Below are 14,269 nucleotides of genomic sequence, written 5' to 3' on the forward strand. Positions count from 1 at the left end.
GATGGCCACGGCCGTGACGACGGCGCCGGTCCTCGCGCGGGGGACGGACGTGCGGGACCGGGCCCGCCGGGCCGGGGCGCTGGCCCCGGTCCTCGCGGTGATCGCGCTGCTCCTGGTGCCGGGCGGCGGCGGGGCGCAGGGCGGGACGGGCGGCACGGGCACGGTCGCCGACGCGGCCTCCGGGCTGCTGGTCGTGGTCTGTCTGGTGCGCCTCCTGCGCGGCGGGGCCCGGCCGCTCACCGTCACGGCGGCGGTGGTGCTGGGGCTGCCGGTGGTGGGGGTGTGCCTGGCGGCGGTCACCTCGCACGACCCGGCGTCGAGCCTGCCGGGCGTCGCCCGCTACCTGCAGGTCTTCGTGCTGGTCCCGGCGGCGGTGCTGCTGACGGTCCGGGACCGGCGGGACTTCGCGGTGGTGGCGTGGGGGCTCGTGGCCTTCGCGCTGTTCCAGGGCGCGGTGGGCGTCGTGCAGTACCTGACGGGGACGGGCGCCTCGTACCAGGGCGAGGACGTCCGGGCGGTCGGCACCTTCGGCGCGACCGACGTGATGGGCATGGCGACGGTCGTGGCGTACGGCCTGGTCGTCGTCACCGGGATCGCGCTGGGCAGCGGCGCCGGGCGGGCCCGGACGGCGGCGCTGGTGTGCGCGGGCCTGCTGGTGGTGCCGCTGGTGCTGTCCTTCAGCCGGGGCGCGTGGATCGCGACCGTGCTGGCCTGCGGACTCCAGCTGCTGCTCGGCGGGGTGCGGCGGGCGGTGCGGGTGACGCTGGTGGTGGGCGCGCTCGCGGTGGTACTGGTCGGCGGGCTCGGGATCGGCTCGTCGATGGTGGAGGAGCGGGTCACGAGCATCACGCGGGTGACGGCGGCGCCGGACCAGTCGGTGACGGACCGGTACACGATGTGGGCGGCGGCCGGGCGGATGTGGCGCTCGGAGCCGCTGACCGGAGTCGGCCTGAAGGGCTTCCCGCACTACCGGGACTCGAACGCCTCGGTGGCGCTGTCCTCGGGCAGCGACACCGCCGGGGCGGGCGCCGGCTACCAGAAGCAGCCGCTGCTCTCCCCGCACAACATGTACCTGCTGGTCCTCAGCGAGCAGGGGCTGATCGGGCTGCTCGCGCTGGCCGGGAGCTGGCTCGCGCTGCTGGTGGGGGCGCTGCGGCGGCGCCGGGCGGGCGCGGACTGCGCGCTGGTCGCGGGCGGGCTGCTCGCCTGGCAGCTGATCGACTTCTTCTACGCGGACATCGGCGGCCCGTCGACGGTGCTGATGTCGGTGGTCCTCGGCCTCGCGGCCTGGTGGGCGCTGGCCCCGGAGGGTGCGGCGGGCCCGGGGGAGGTGCGCGGTGCGTGACCCGTGGGCCGGTCCGCCGGATCCCACGGACGCGTACGCCGCGCCCCCGGGGCCCGGCGGCGCCGTCCCGTCGTGCCCGCCGCGCGGCGGGCCCCTGACCGACCCCTGGTCCCCCATGCCTCCGGGCGCCACGGACTCCCCGTGCGGCCCGGGGGCCGCCGTGTTGCCGGGGGACGGTGCGGCCCCGGCGCCGGGCGCGGTGCCCGGCGGGCTCGCCGGGGCCCGGCTGGTCTCCCTGCACCGGGCGGACGACGTGTGGGCGCCCCCGGCGGACCGCCCGGAGCGGGCGCGTCCGGCGGGCGCGGCGACCGCCACCCTCGCGCCGGCCGCGCCCGCCCCGGCGCGGACCGGGCGGCGGGCGCACGCCCGGGTCAGGGCGCGGGCGGGGAAGGGCGGGGGCCAGGGCCGGGGGTTCCTCGCGAGGGCGGCGGCCGTGACCGCGGGGCTGACCGCCGCCGGGGCGGTGCTCGGACTCGTCCGGGACCAGATCCTCGCCGGGTACTTCGGCGCGGGCGCGGAGACGGACGCCTTCCTGGTGGCGTGGACGGTGCCGGAGTTCGCGTCCACGCTGCTCATCGAGGACGCGATGGCGCTGATCCTCGTCCCGGCCTTCTCGCGCGCGCTGGCCCGGCGGCCGGGGACGCCGTTCGGGGATCCGGTGCGGGACCTGGTCCGGGGGACGCTGCCCCGGCTGACCCTCGTCGTCGGGATCGTCGCCGCCGTGCTGATCGCGGCCGCCCCCTCGGTGGTCGCGCTGCTGGCGCCGGGGCTGTCCGATCCGGGGCTCGCGGTGGACTGCACCCGGCTCGCCTCGACCTGCGTGCTGACCTTCGCGCTCGTCGGCTACTGCTCGGCGGCGCTGCGCGCGCACCACGTCTTCCTGCCGCCGGCGGCGATCTACGTGGCGTACAACGTCGGCATCATCGGCACGATGGTGCTCCTGCGCGAGCCGTGGGGGGTGCGGTCGGCCGCCGCCGGGGTCGCGGTCGGCGGGGTGTTCATGGTGCTGGTGCAGGCGCCGGCGCTGCTGCGGGAGCTGCGGGCGCGGCCGGTGCCCTCGGGGGAGCCGGAGGCCCCGGCGCCGGGCGCGGGGGACGGGCGGCTCGTCGTGCTGGGGCTGATCGCCCCGGTGGTCGCCTTCTCGCTGACCCGCCAGTCGCAGACGCTGATCGAGCGCTTCCTCGCCGCCCCGCTGCCGTCCGGCGCGATCTCGCACCTGAACTACGCGCAGAAGGTCGCGCAGATGCCGATGATCCTGTCGCTGATGCTGTGCACGGTCAGCTTCCCGATGGTCGCGCGGGCGCTGGCCGCGGGCGACGCGGAGGAGGCGCGGCGGCGGGTCGAGCGGGACCTGCTGCTGGCGTCCGTGGTGGTCCTGCTGGGCGCCGCCGTGGTGATCGCCGGTGCGCCGAAGATCGTGGAACTTCTCTTCCAGCGAGGTGAGTTCGACCGTGCGGACACGGTCTCGACGGCCGCCGTGATGCGGGTGTACGCGCTCGGGCTGCTGGGCCAGACGATGGTCGGCGCCCTGGTCCGCTGCTACTTCTCCGCCGCCCGCCCGCTGTGGTACCCGGCCGCCGCGATGGCCGCCGGGCTCGCCGCGACCGCCGTCGCCGGGGTGCCGGGCGCGCGGGCGTGGGGCGCCGTCGGCATCGCCGCCGCCAACGCGTTCGGGATCACCCTGACCGCGGTGCTGCTGCTGCGCGGCGCCCACCGGCAGACCGTCCCGGTGCGGTCGGACCGGCTCGGGGAGGGGCTGCTGCGGCTCGCCGCGGCGGCCGCCTGGGCGACCGGCGCCGGCTGGCTCTGCTCACTGGCGGTCGGTCCGCCGCTGCTCTCCCTCGCCGTCGTGGGGCTCGTCGTCGCCGGCGTCTTCCTGAGCTTCATCGCCTGCGCCGCCAGGGCGCCGGAGATCCCTCCCCTCCCCCACCGTTCCCTCCGACGCCGAAGGACCGCCCATGCCCGCCCCCACCGCGCTGCGCCGTCTGCTGCCGAAGCCTCCCCTGTGGGTGAATCCGCCCCTGTGGGTGGCGATGTACCACTCGATCGCGGACCCCGCCGATGACCCGTACCGGGTGACCGTCTCCCCCGTGCGCTTCGCCCGGCAGCTGCACTGGCTGGGCGACCGGGGGCTGCGCGGGGTGTCGGTGCGGGAGCTGCTGGAGGCGACCGCCGAGGGGCGGGCGAAGGGGCTCGTCGGCCTGACCTTCGACGACGGGTACGCCGACTTCCTCGACTCGGCGCTGCCCCTGCTGCGGCGGCACGGCTTCACGGCCACGGTGTACGTCCTGCCGGGCCGGCTGGGCGGGGCCAACGACTGGGACGCCGAGGGGCCGCGCAAGCCGCTGCTGTCCGAGGAGGGCATCGAGCGGATCGCCGCCGCCGGGATGGAGATCGGCTCGCACGGCCTGACCCACCGGCGGCTCACCGAGGCCGACGACGCCACCCTCGCCGACGAGACCCGGCGCTCCCGGGCCCTCCTGGAGGAGATCACCGGCGGCCCGGTCGACGGCTTCTGCTATCCGTACGGGGCGGTCGACCCGCGGGTGGTCCGCGCCGTGCGCAAGGCGGGCTACGGCCACGCCTGCGCCATCGATCCCGGTCCGCTGACCGGCGCGCTCGCGCTGCCCCGGGTGCACATCGGGGAGGCGGACACCTCGTGGCGGCTCACCGCGAAGCGGGTGCTGCACCCGCTGCGCCGCCGCCGGCCCACCGAGCTGATCCCCGCGCACGCGGGCCCGGCCGCGGCGGTGCTGGGATGAGCGGGCCGAAGGTGCTGCACGTCATCACCGGCCTCGGCATCGGCGGCGCCGAGCAGCAGCTGCGCCTGCTGCTGCGTCACCTGCCGGTCCGGGGGCGGGTGGTGACGCTCACCAACCCGGGTCCGGTCGCGCTCGGCATCGAGGCCGACGGCACCCCGGTCACCCACCTGGGCATGACCGGCAACCGCGACCTGGGCGCGCTGCCCCGGCTGGCCCGGATCGTCCGCGACGGCGGCTACGACCTGGTCCACACCCACCTGTACCGGGCCTGCGTCTACGGCCGGCTCGCCGCCCGGCTCGGCGGGGTCCGCCGGGTCATCGCCACCGAGCACTCGCTCGGCGAGTCGCAGATCGAGGGCCGTCCGCTGTCGGCGGGGACCCGCGCGCTCTACCTGGCCTCGGAGCGGCTCGGCACCTCCACGGTCGCGGTGTCGCCGAGCGTGGCCCGCCGGCTCGCCGCCTGGGGGGTGGCGCCGGAGCGGATCGAGGTGGTGCCGAACGGCATCGAGACCGGCCGCTTCGCCTTCGCCCCGCGCGCCCGCCGCCTCACCCGGGGCGTCCTCGGCCTGCCCGAGGACGCGTTCGTGGTCGGCGGGGTCGGCCGGCTCGCGCCGGGGAAGCGGTTCGACCGGCTGATCCGGGCGGTGGCCTCGGTGCCGGAGGCGCGGCTGCTGCTCGTCGGCGACGGCCCGGAGCGCGAGGAGCTGCGGGCGGTGGCCCGCGCGTGCGGCGCCGCCGGCCGGGTGCTGTTCTTCGGCGCCTGCGAGGACCCGCCGCTGGACGGCCCCGCCGGGCCGACGCTCCCCGAACTCCTCGCCGCGATGGACGCCTTCGTCTCCACCTCGCCCGACGAGACCTTCGGGCTCGCCGTCGTCGAGGCGCTCGCCGCCGGCCTGCCGGTGCTGTACGTGGCGTGCCCGGCGGTCGAGGACCTGCCGGCGGACGCGGCGCCGGGCGCCCGCCGGATCGGGGAGTCCGTGCACGAGCTGGTCGGCGCGCTGCGGGCGCTGCGGGACGAGCACGGCCCCCGGCCCGTGCGCCTGCCCGCGCCGGCCGCCGCCGGCCGCTACGACATCGCGCGCAGCGCGGACCGGCTGATGACCCTCTACGGCCGGGCCCTGCACGGCCCGCCGGCCCCGTGAACACCCCCGAAGCCCCTTTTCCCTCCCAGCGAGAGAGCCCGTCATGACCACCACCCCACCCCGCGCCGTCCGCCTGCCCGCCCGACTGCGCTCCCCCGGCCGCTGGGCGGTGCTGCCCGCCGCCGTGGTCGCCGGGGCCGCGCTCGGCGGCGGCTACGGGGCGCTCAGGACGCCCGAGTACGCGGCCACCAGCTACGTCATCGTCGTGCCCGGCGAGAAGTCCGACCCGGCGGCGGCGCTCGGCTTCGCGCAGGCGTACGGGCGGGTCGCCACCGACATCGCGGTGACCGGCGACGCCCAGGTGTGGGCGGGCGTCACCGCCGCCACCCTGCGCGAGAGCGTGCAGGCGGAGACCTCGCCGGACGCGCCGATGATCTCGATCACCGCGCGGGCCGCGAAGCCCTCGCAGGCGGTGTCGATCGCGGACGGCGTGGCCCGCTCGCTGATCCTCGACTCCTCGCACGTGGCGGGCAGCACGGGCGTGAAGGTCGTGCAGTTCTCCCGGGCGACCAAGCCGGTGGACCCGGTGTCGCCGTCCGCGCCGCTGTCCGCGCTGGTCGGCGCGTGTGCCGGCGGGCTGCTCGGCGGGCTCGCGCTGCTGGTCCGGCCGCGGCGGGCCGCCGGGCGCGGCGAGGGCCGCCACTCCCGGCCGGGCGCGGCCACGGGTGCCGCGGTGCCCGCGCCCGCCGCCCATCAGCCGGAGGCGGTGTGACCTTGGGAAGAGCGCTGCGGACCGAGACCTGCCGTGACACGGAGGCGTTCGGGCGCCTCGCGGCCGAGTGGACGGCGCTGTACGGGCGCTGCTCCTCCGCCACCCCGTTCCAGTCCCACTCCTGGCTGCACTCCTGGTGGCTCTCGTACGGGCGGCCCGGCGCCCTGCGGGTGGTGCTCGTACGGGACGGGGCCGGCGCGCTGGTGGCGGCGGCGCCCCTGATGCGGGCGCGCGGGCCGCTGCCGGTGCTGACGCAGCTCGGCGGGGCCATCACCGACTTCACCGACGTCCTCCTCGACGACGAGCGGCCGGAGGCGGCGGCCGCGCTGGCCGGGGCGATCGCCCGGACGGCCCGGGGCGCGGTCGTGGACCTGCGCGAGGTGCGGCCCGGGGCGGCGGCCGAGCGGGTCTTCGCCCACTGGGACGGGCCGCGCCGGAGGCTGCCGGACTCCCTCTGCCTGGAGCTGCCGGCCGTCCCCATGGAGGGGCTGCTCGAACGGATCCCCTCCGGGAAGGCCCAGCGGGTCCGCGCCAAGCTGCGCAAGCTCGACGCCCTCGGCATCGACGCGCACGTGGTGACCGGTCCCGACGTGCCCGCCGCCCTCGACCGGCTGCTGACCCTGCACCAGCTCCAGTGGCGGGGGCGCGGGGTGACCGCCGAGCACACCAGCGAGCGGTTCGCGCAGCACCTGACGCGGGCGGTGCGGCCCATGGTGGAGCGCGGCGACGCGATGGTCACCGAGTTCCGGCTCGGCGGGGACGTGGTCGCCGCCGACCTCACGCTGATGTCCCCGCGGCTCGCCGGCGGCTATCTGTACGGCGCCGACCCGGTGCTGCGGGAGCGGAAGGTCGACGTCGCGGCGATGCTGCTGCGGCACGGCGCCCGGGAGACCAGCGCGGGCGGCCGGGCCACGCTGAGCATGCTGCGGGGCAGCGAACCGTACAAGCAGCACTGGCGCCCGGAGCCGGTCCGCAACCGGCGGCTGCTGCTCGCCGGCCGCGTCGCGGCCCCGCTGCTGTGGCTCCACGCGGGCGCGGCGGACGCGCGGCGCTGGGCGGCCCGGCAGGCGCGGGAGCGGCCCTGGGCGGGCCGCCTCCTCGCCCGCCTCCCCGGCCGCGCGCCCGCACCCGCCGCGGGCGGCTGACCGTCAGAAGGGCCAGACGCCCTCCAGTGCCCCCTTCCAGTCGAGGTCGATCCCGAGGTCGTCCTTCCAGGTGGTGTCCTGCCGGCCGGTGTCCCTGGGCACGCACACCGGCCCACCGATCCAGCTCTCCACCCACGCCCCGAGCTCGACCTTCCAGCAGTCGGGGTCGGGCTTGGGTTCCGGCTTCGGCTCGGGCTTGGGTTCCGGCTTGGGCTCGGGCTTCGGCTCGGGCTTCGGTTCCGGCTTGGGCTCAGGCTTCGGTTCCGGCTTGGGCTCGGGCTTCGGCTCGGGCTTCGGCTCAGGCTTCGGTTCCGGCTTGGGCTCGGGCTTCGGCTCGGGCTTCGGCTCAGGCTTCGGTTCCGGCTTGGGCTCCGGCTTCGGCTCAGGCTTCGGCTCAGGCTTCGGCTCAGGCTTCGGTTCCGGCTTGGGCTCCGGCTTCGGCTCAGGCTTCGGCTCAGGCTTCGGCTCAGGGAGCGTCGGATCCACAGGATCCACGGGATCGACCGGGTCCACCGGGTCCACCGGGTCCACCGGATCCACAGGATCCACAGGATCCACAGGATCCACCGGATCCACCGGATCCACCGGATCCACAGGATCCACCGGATCCACCGGCACGCTCGGTTCCACCCCGTACAGCATTTCGCGGAACACCCGGGACGACTGCGGATTCTCGTCGCACTGCCAGACGCCGTGCGGGCAGTAGTCCGTGATCGTGTGGTACAGCGGTTTGTGCTGCCGGATCCATTCCAGCATGCGGCGCATGTACGTGGGATTGTCGCCGTTCCGGAAGAGCCCCCATTCCGGATAGGAGATCTGCTTTCCGTGTTCGGCGGCGAAATCGACCTGCTTCTGGAGGCCGTAGGGCTCGTTGACGTGCCGGTCGAAATCGGCGCCGGGCGGCTGGTCGTACGAGTCCATGCCGATGATGTCGACGGTGTCGTCGCCGGGGTAGCACTCGGTCCAGGGGATCGCGTCCCGGCCCCGGCTCGGGTTGAAGTCGAAGCGGAACTTCCCGCCGGGGACGGACCGCATGGTGGTGACGACGCGGTTCCAGTACTTCTTCCAGGCGGTCGGGTCCGGCGCGCACCGGGAGGTGTACGTGGTGCCGTTCATCTCCCAGCCGAGGACCACGACGGTGTCGAGGGCGCCGGCCTCGACGAGGCGGCGGGCGAGGGTGCGGAAGTGGTGGTCGTAGTAGCCGGCGGCGCCGAGCTGGAGCTGGCGGCGGACCTCGTGGTCGGGGACGCCGGCCTCGTTCCGCTCCAGGAGGGGGACGTTGAGGACGAACATCCGGTCGCGCTTGGCGTTGCGCCAGTCGGCCCAGGCGTCGAGGAAGCCGGGCGGGCCCTCGATGTTGGACCAGAGGTCGCCGGGCAGGTAGGTGTGGCCCACGCGCAGCTCGCGGCCGCCGAGCCAGCGTTCCAGCTGGCCGATCCGGGCGACCCCGAGCTCGCCCGAGTCGAGGAAGGCGCCCATGGCGGAGGCGGCGGGGAGGGGCGGACCGGGTTCCTCCGGCGCGGGGGGCGCGGCGGCGCGGGCGGGTGCCGACAGCACGACCGACCCCGAGACGAGGAGACCGGCGGTGATCACCCCCAGCCTTGCTCTTCTTTTTCTCGGTGTTCCTCCGACGGGTTCCATGGCCGCTCCTTCGCACGCACGCCATTTGATGATCAGTCAGTCTGATACTCCGAAAGTATTCCTAATAAGCCGACCGTGAACTCGGCTTTCCTTCGCTCCGTAGTCCATTAGAGGATTTCATCGCCCAGTTGGGGCACCCGAGATGAAGGGGCCATGCCCGTGCCGCCTTTCGACACCCGCGTCCCCGCAGTCCTCGTACGGCTCGACCGGAACCCCTTCCACCACGGAACGCTCGGCGCGGCCCGCTCGCTGGGCCGGGCCGGGATCCCGGTCCACGCGGTCGTCGAGTCGGCGGACGGCCCCGTCTCGCGCTCGCGGTACGTGCGCTCCGTCCGCCCCCGTCCCGGCGCCACGGCCTCCACCGAACTGGCCGCGCTGCTGCTCCGGACCGCCGGGGAGATCACCGGGGACCCCGCGGACCCCGTGCTCGCCGTGCCGCTGGACGACGTCAGCGCCCTGGCCCTGGCCCGCCGCCGCGCCGAGCTCACCGGCCGCTTCCTGCTGCCCGAGCAGACCGAGGAGCAGTTGCTGAGGGTGGCGGACAAGGCCGCGCTCGCCGGGACCTGCGCCGCCCTCGGCCTGCCCCACCCCCGTACCGAACTCCCGACCAGCGCCGACGAGGCCGCCGCCATGGCCTGGTCGCTGGGGCTGCCGGTGGTCGCCAAGTGGAGCCGCCCCTGGCTGCTGCCGGCCGGCGGCGGGCTGCGCAGCACCACGATCCTGCGTTCCCTGGCCGAGGCGCGGGAGCTGTACGGGCGCACCCCGCAGGCCGGCAGCCGGCTGCTGCTCCAGGAGCTCCTGCCGCCGGGCCGGGACCTCGACTGGTTCTTCCACGGGTACGCCGACTCCGCCGGCCGCTGCGCCGCCGGGGCCACCGGCCTGAAGGAGCGGTCCTGGCCGGACGGCGCCGGGCTCACCGCGGTCGGCCGCTGGGCGCCCAACGAGGAGGTGGACCGGCTCGCCCGCGGCCTGCTCGACGCGCTCGGCTACCGGGGCGTGTGCGACCTCGACTTCCGGCTGGACCGGGCGACCGGCGCGTACCACCTGCTCGACTTCAACCCGCGCCCCGGCGCCCAGTTCCGGCTCTTCGCCGACCCCGGCGGGCTCGACGTGGTGCGGGCCCTGCACCTGGACCTCACCGGCCGGCCGGTGCCGCCGCACTCCCCCGCGTACGGCCGCCGGTTCGTCGTGGAGAACTACGCGGCGCTCTCGCTGCTCGTCTCCCCGCGCCGCCGCCGCTCCTCCGGCCCGGCAGGTCCCCGGCGGCGCGGCGAGCGCGCCTGGTTCGCCGCGGACGACCCGGCGCCCGCGCTCGCCATGGGCCGCGCCTGGCTCGCCCACCTGCTGCGCAGGGCCCTGGCGGCGGGACGGCGGCGGCTCACCGCCGCCCGGCCCCGGCACCCGGCCGTCCTCCCGGCGCAGGCGGGCCGCACCTCCGCCACCCGGCTCACCCGGCTCACCCGGCGATGACGACGGAGGAGAAGACGGAGGCCACGATGGCGAACGCGAGGGCGGACGCGCGTCCGCCGCACGACCTGGTGGTCGTCGGGGCCGGTCCGCACGGCCTGCCGGTGGCCGCGCACGCGGCGGCCCACGGGCTCGGCCCGGTCACCTTCGGACCGCCCGCCCCGGAGGGCTTCGCCCTCACCACCGAGGGCGGCGAGAACGTGCGCGCCCGGACGGTCGCCCTCGCGGTCGGCGTGCCGCCCTTCCTGGAGGTCCCCGGCCCGCTGCGGCGCCTGCCGCGCCGGTGCGTCACCCACTCCGGCCACCACGGCGAACTCGGCCTCCTCGCCGGGCGGGACGTCACCGTCGCCGGCGCCGGACAGGCCGCCCCGGAGACCGCCGCACCGCTCGCCGAGGCCGGCGCCGCCGCCGTACGGATCCTCGCCCGCGCCGACCGGCTGCGCCGGAACACCCTGCCGCCCGCCCTCCACCGGAGCGCGCGGTCCGCCCTGCGCGCCGGGATCCCGGGCGGTGCGGTGGGGCGGCCGCGCAGCGGGGGACGGGCGGCGGGCCGGGCGTGGACGCGGGCCGGCCCCGGGGAGCGGATGCTTCTCCCCGGGGCCGGTCGTGCGTCCGCGCGTGCGGAGACCGCGTCAGGCGTTGACGCAGGTGTTGCCGAAGGCCGGGTTCAGCGCGCCGATGACGTTGATGCTGTTGCCACAGGCGTTGATCGGCACGTGGATCGGGATCTGGACGACGTTGCCCGACAGGACACCCGGCGAACCGATGGCGACGCCCTCGGCCCCGGCGTCGGCGAAGGCGGGGGTGGCAGCGCCCATGGCCATGATGACTCCGGCGATGACGGCGGCAGCCTTCTTGCACTTCATTTCGTCTGGTTCCTTTCCGCGGCGGAAGATCGGCCTCCGTCGCACACAGGGACAACGACGACCTACCTCCGAGGAAACCGTGAATTTCCCCCGGAGTTCCTCATTCACTCCGTTGCGCGCACGACACAGGGCCGGAGGAAGGAATTTCCTCCGGCCCTGTGGAAAGCCGCCCGGATCAGCTGTTGCCGATGCCGTTGCCGGAGAGGACCGGGATGTCCTCGACGATGTGCGAGAGCGGCTCGTCGCCCTTGGCCTGCGTGGAGTTGTCCGCGCACTGCTGGTTCTGCGGGGAGGACAGGACGTTGATGTCCTGGACCGCGACGGGGACGAGGACACCGACGACCGAGCCGACGTTGCCCTTGACCGGGGCGCCGAGGCAGAGCTTGTTCAGGGAGCCCTGGACCGCGGAGAACTGCGGGCTCATGTCACCGGCGGTGGTGGAGTTGCCGACCGCCTGGTGGGCGCCGTTCCCCGAGAGGGAGGTCGTGCCGCCGTCGTTGGCGATGGCCATCGCGGGGGCGGCGGCCGCGGCGGCGACGCCGACGGCCGAAGCGGTGACGGCCGCGGCCGTCATCATCTTCTTGATCACGGTGAATCCGATCTGTTCCCACCAATCGACCTGATTGATGCGACCGGATCAACTGCGGCCGGGGGGCGAGGTTCCGGCGCTTCACCCGATCGACTGGGAACCGCGTCGAGCGCTGCCGCGTGCGCTCCGCCATCGGGGTGACAGGCCGGAACCCGCCGCTCCGGGGCGAGTTGATCAGGTGGCTCCCTGCACGGAGCCGGTTCTAGAAGGGAACTACCGTGATCAAGAAGGTCATGGCCACCGCGGCCGCCGCCGCTTCGATCGTCGGCGTCACCGCCGCCGCGGCCACCCCCGCCCTCGCCATCGCAGACGACGGTGGCACCACCTCCTTCTCGGGCAACCACGCCCACCAGGAGTACGGCAACTCGGCGACCTACGGGAACATGAGCCCGCAGTTCGCGCTGGTCCAGGGCTCCCTGAACAAGCCCTGCATCGGCCTGCCGGCCAAGGTCAACGCCGGTTCGCTGATCGGCGCCATCCCGATCGCGGTCCAGGACGTCAACGTCCTGTCCTCCCCGCAGAACCAGCAGTGCACCGAGAACTCGACCCAGGCCAAGGGCGACGAGCCGCTCTCGCACCTGCTGGAGGACATCCCGATCCTCTCCGGCAACGGCGTGGCCAACGGCTGACGTCCCGCCTCCCCGGCGCCGTCCGCGCACCGAGGGGCCGCTCCTTCCCGGGGCGGCCCCTCGGTGCGTACGGCCCGCTAGCGCGGCCAGACGGGGGTGGACATCAGCCGCTCCCATTCCCGGTCCGGCACGCCCGGCACCGCCCGGCCCGCCTGTGCCCACTGGGTCGCCAGGGCGGAGTAGACGGGGAACTGCCGGTGGTTCCGGTCCCGTTCGGCAGTCGGCGGCTCGCTCACGTACCGGCTCTTCGGAATGAAGGCCATCCGTTCCCATTTCCCGGTGTTACCGGGATCCGGCGGCGCCATCCTCGCTCCTTCCGCTGCTATTCCCGCATCATTACACAAGCATCGCAACGGAGTGATTCACCTCTTCCATGTCGCGTCGCGCATCTGCGTGCGAACGGCGTCGAATTAGCGTGCGGGCATGAGATTCCCGCGTTCGTGGCGGCTCCTGGCCGGACCGGCGGCGCTTCTCGCGCTCGCCCCCGGGGCCCTCGCCTCAGCCCTCGGACCCGCCCGACTCCCCTCCCCGGAAAGGGGACTGAACCTCCTCGTCGTCGGCACGGACTCGCGGACCGGCGTCACCGCCACCGAGAAGGAACGTTTCCGGCTCGGCGGCCAGGACTGCGACTGCGCCGACGTGATCATGCTCGTGCACGTCTCCGCCGCGAACGACCGGATCAGCGTGGTCTCGCTGCCGCGCGACTCGCTCGCCGAACTCCCCGGCCCGCACACCGACCGGCGGACCGGCGCCGTCCACGACACCCACCTCGCGAAGATCAACGCCGCCCACGCGGAAGGGGGTTCGGCGCTGGCGGTCGAGACCGTCGAGGCGGCGACCGGGCTCGCCGTGCACCGCTACCTGGAGATCGACTTCCGGCGGTTCATGGACACCGTGGACCGGATCGACGGCGGGGTGCCGATCTGCACCGCGAAACCGCTGAAGGACCCGGCGACCGGGCTCGACCTGGCGGTCGGCACCCGCCGGGTGGGCGGCGGCGAGGCCCTCCAGTACGTGCGCTCGCGGAAGGCCGACGGGGAGATGGACTTCGGGCGCATCCGCAAGCAGCAGAAGTTCGTCGTCAACACGCTGGACCGGATCCGGGCCGGCGGGATCCTCGGCGACCGGACGGAGCTGCGGGCCCTGGCGGCGACCCTGCGCGGCACCGCCGCGGCCGAACGCGGCCTCTCGGTGACCGAACTCCTCGCGCTCGCCACCCGCCTGAAGGCCGTGGGCCCCTCCCGCACCGAGTTCGCGACCGTCCCCGTGCGGGGGTTCAACCCCCTCGTCGAGGGCGTCGGTTCGACGGTGGGCTGGGACGAGGAGGGGGCGGCGGAGGTCTTCGCGCGGCTCGCCGCGGACCGGCCTCTGCCGCCCGGCGACGCCGTCGCCCCCAGCGAGGTCTCCGTCGCCGACTACGCGCCCGCCCGGGGGTCTTCGCTCATCTGCCCGTAGGCCGTCCGGTGGACATGCCGGAACCTCCGTCCCTCCGACCAGTTGATCAGCACGGCTCGACAGTCGGCTCGGGCCAGCAATCCGAAAGGCCAGAACCATGAAGAAGCTCCTCGCGACCGCTGCGGTGGCTGTCTCGGTCGTCGGCGTGACGGCCGGACCGGCCCTCGCGATCGCCGATGACGGTGGCACCACGTCGCTCTCCGGCAACGGCGCGCACCAGGAGTACGGCAACTCCGCCACCTACGGCAACATGAGCCCGCAGTTCGCGCTCGTCCAGGGCTCCCTGAACAAGCCGTGCGTGGGCCTGCCGGCCAAGGTCAACGCCGGTTCGCTCATCGGCCTGGTTCCGATCGCGGTCCAGGACGTCAACGTCCTGTCCTCCCCGCAGAACCAGCAGTGCACCGAGAACTCGACCCAGGCCAAGGGCGACGAGCCGCTGTCGCACATCCTCAGCGACATCCCCGTGCTGTCCGGCAACGGCGCCGGCAACAGCTGAGCAACGGCGCTCGGCGACGG

The 14,269-nt window shown here is 75.1% G+C and carries 13 protein-coding genes and 2 pseudogenes; 11 read left to right on the top strand and 4 right to left on the bottom strand.

What is annotated here, in order from left to right; translation table 11 throughout:
* Position 1: 1 nt before the first annotated feature.
* The 6 genes from IE326_RS07225 to IE326_RS07250 all read left to right on the top strand — a co-directional run bounded on the left by IE326_RS07225 (position 2) and on the right by IE326_RS07250 (position 7,106).
* Positions 2–1,345, top strand: a complete 1,344-nt coding sequence (locus IE326_RS07225) for an O-antigen ligase family protein (protein ID WP_190041099.1) — start codon at positions 2–4, stop codon at positions 1,343–1,345.
* 160 nt (positions 1,346–1,505) lie between these two features.
* Positions 1,506–3,410 carry a murein biosynthesis integral membrane protein MurJ gene (gene murJ / locus IE326_RS07230; protein ID WP_229915232.1) on the top strand — a complete coding sequence of 635 codons (1,905 nt, stop codon included), beginning with the start codon at positions 1,506–1,508 and terminating at the stop codon, positions 3,408–3,410.
* The gene (locus tag IE326_RS07235) at positions 3,304–4,107 is read left to right on the top strand and encodes a polysaccharide deacetylase family protein (protein ID WP_190041100.1); all 804 of its coding nucleotides are present in this window, start codon (positions 3,304–3,306) and stop codon (positions 4,105–4,107) included. Before murJ ends, IE326_RS07235 begins: the two co-directional genes overlap by 107 nt.
* A complete protein-coding gene (locus tag IE326_RS07240; protein ID WP_190041101.1) occupies positions 4,104–5,249 on the top strand; it encodes a glycosyltransferase in 1,146 nt (381 codons plus the stop codon). The genes IE326_RS07235 and IE326_RS07240 overlap by 4 nt, the downstream gene beginning before the upstream one ends.
* 43 nt (positions 5,250–5,292) lie before the next feature.
* Positions 5,293–5,961, top strand: a complete 669-nt coding sequence (locus tag IE326_RS07245) for a YveK family protein (protein WP_150231150.1) — start codon at positions 5,293–5,295, stop codon at positions 5,959–5,961.
* A gap of 2 nt (positions 5,962–5,963) precedes the next feature.
* Entirely contained in the window at positions 5,964–7,106 is a 1,143-nt protein-coding gene (locus IE326_RS07250) for a GNAT family N-acetyltransferase (protein ID WP_150233064.1), read from the top strand.
* Positions 7,107–7,508: 402 nt separating this feature from the next.
* Here IE326_RS07250 and IE326_RS41825 read toward each other — a convergent pair.
* Positions 7,509–8,747, bottom strand: a pseudogene (locus tag IE326_RS41825) (glycoside hydrolase family 26 protein); the annotation flags it as partial.
* Between the two features lie 153 nt (positions 8,748–8,900).
* On the opposite strand from IE326_RS41825, the gene IE326_RS07260 reads away from it, so the two are divergent.
* Both IE326_RS07260 and IE326_RS07265 read left to right on the top strand, forming a co-directional pair.
* Positions 8,901–10,217, top strand: coding sequence for a carboxylate--amine ligase (locus IE326_RS07260; RefSeq protein ID WP_229915233.1), 1,317 nt, complete (start codon positions 8,901–8,903; stop codon positions 10,215–10,217).
* A gap of 26 nt (positions 10,218–10,243) precedes the next feature.
* Positions 10,244–10,633, top strand: a pseudogene (locus IE326_RS07265) (SidA/IucD/PvdA family monooxygenase); the annotation flags it as partial.
* A gap of 213 nt (positions 10,634–10,846) precedes the next feature.
* On the opposite strand, the gene IE326_RS07270 reads toward IE326_RS07265, so the two are convergent.
* Complete coding sequence (locus IE326_RS07270) at positions 10,847–11,080, bottom strand: chaplin (protein WP_030760123.1); 234 nt, start codon at positions 11,078–11,080, stop codon at positions 10,847–10,849.
* A 175-nt stretch (positions 11,081–11,255) separates the two neighbouring features.
* A complete protein-coding gene (locus IE326_RS07275; protein ID WP_150233062.1) occupies positions 11,256–11,666 on the bottom strand; it encodes a rodlin in 411 nt (136 codons plus the stop codon).
* 221 nt (positions 11,667–11,887) lie between these two features.
* Here IE326_RS07275 and IE326_RS07280 point away from each other — a divergent pair, with 221 nt between their 5' ends.
* Positions 11,888–12,298, top strand: a complete 411-nt coding sequence (locus IE326_RS07280; protein WP_150231145.1) for a rodlin — start codon at positions 11,888–11,890, stop codon at positions 12,296–12,298.
* Between the two features lie 77 nt (positions 12,299–12,375).
* Here the strand turns inward: IE326_RS07280 and IE326_RS07285 are convergent, their stop codons facing one another.
* Complete coding sequence (locus IE326_RS07285; protein ID WP_170313866.1) at positions 12,376–12,534, bottom strand: hypothetical protein; 159 nt, start codon at positions 12,532–12,534, stop codon at positions 12,376–12,378.
* A gap of 187 nt (positions 12,535–12,721) precedes the next feature.
* Between IE326_RS07285 and IE326_RS07290 the strand changes: the two genes are divergently transcribed.
* Both IE326_RS07290 and IE326_RS07295 read left to right on the top strand, forming a co-directional pair.
* A complete protein-coding gene (locus tag IE326_RS07290) occupies positions 12,722–13,753 on the top strand; it encodes an LCP family protein (RefSeq protein ID WP_190041103.1) in 1,032 nt (343 codons plus the stop codon).
* Positions 13,754–13,850: 97 nt separating this feature from the next.
* Entirely contained in the window at positions 13,851–14,249 is a 399-nt protein-coding gene (locus IE326_RS07295) for a rodlin (RefSeq protein ID WP_150231139.1), read from the top strand.
* Positions 14,250–14,269 lie beyond the last annotated feature (20 nt).

This window comes from Streptomyces filamentosus (assembly GCF_014654895.1).
GTDB lineage: Bacteria > Actinomycetota > Actinomycetes > Streptomycetales > Streptomycetaceae > Streptomyces > Streptomyces filamentosus.

What these genes read in the sequence shown, in the direction of transcription:
- IE326_RS07225 (WP_190041099.1), top strand. Translation starts at nt 2, where the DNA reads ATGGCCACGGCCGTGACGACGGCGCCGGTCCTCGCGCGGGGGACGGAC.
- IE326_RS07235 (WP_190041100.1), top strand. Translation starts at nt 3,304, where the DNA reads ATGCCCGCCCCCACCGCGCTGCGCCGTCTGCTGCCGAAGCCTCCCCTG.
- IE326_RS07240 (WP_190041101.1), top strand. Translation starts at nt 4,104, where the DNA reads ATGAGCGGGCCGAAGGTGCTGCACGTCATCACCGGCCTCGGCATCGGC.
- IE326_RS07245 (WP_150231150.1), top strand. Translation starts at nt 5,293, where the DNA reads ATGACCACCACCCCACCCCGCGCCGTCCGCCTGCCCGCCCGACTGCGC.
- IE326_RS07260 (WP_229915233.1), top strand. Translation starts at nt 8,901, where the DNA reads ATGCCCGTGCCGCCTTTCGACACCCGCGTCCCCGCAGTCCTCGTACGG.
- IE326_RS07270 (WP_030760123.1), bottom strand. Translation starts at nt 11,080, where the DNA reads ATGAAGTGCAAGAAGGCTGCCGCCGTCATCGCCGGAGTCATCATGGCC.
- IE326_RS07290 (WP_190041103.1), top strand. Translation starts at nt 12,722, where the DNA reads ATGAGATTCCCGCGTTCGTGGCGGCTCCTGGCCGGACCGGCGGCGCTT.
- IE326_RS07295 (WP_150231139.1), top strand. Translation starts at nt 13,851, where the DNA reads ATGAAGAAGCTCCTCGCGACCGCTGCGGTGGCTGTCTCGGTCGTCGGC.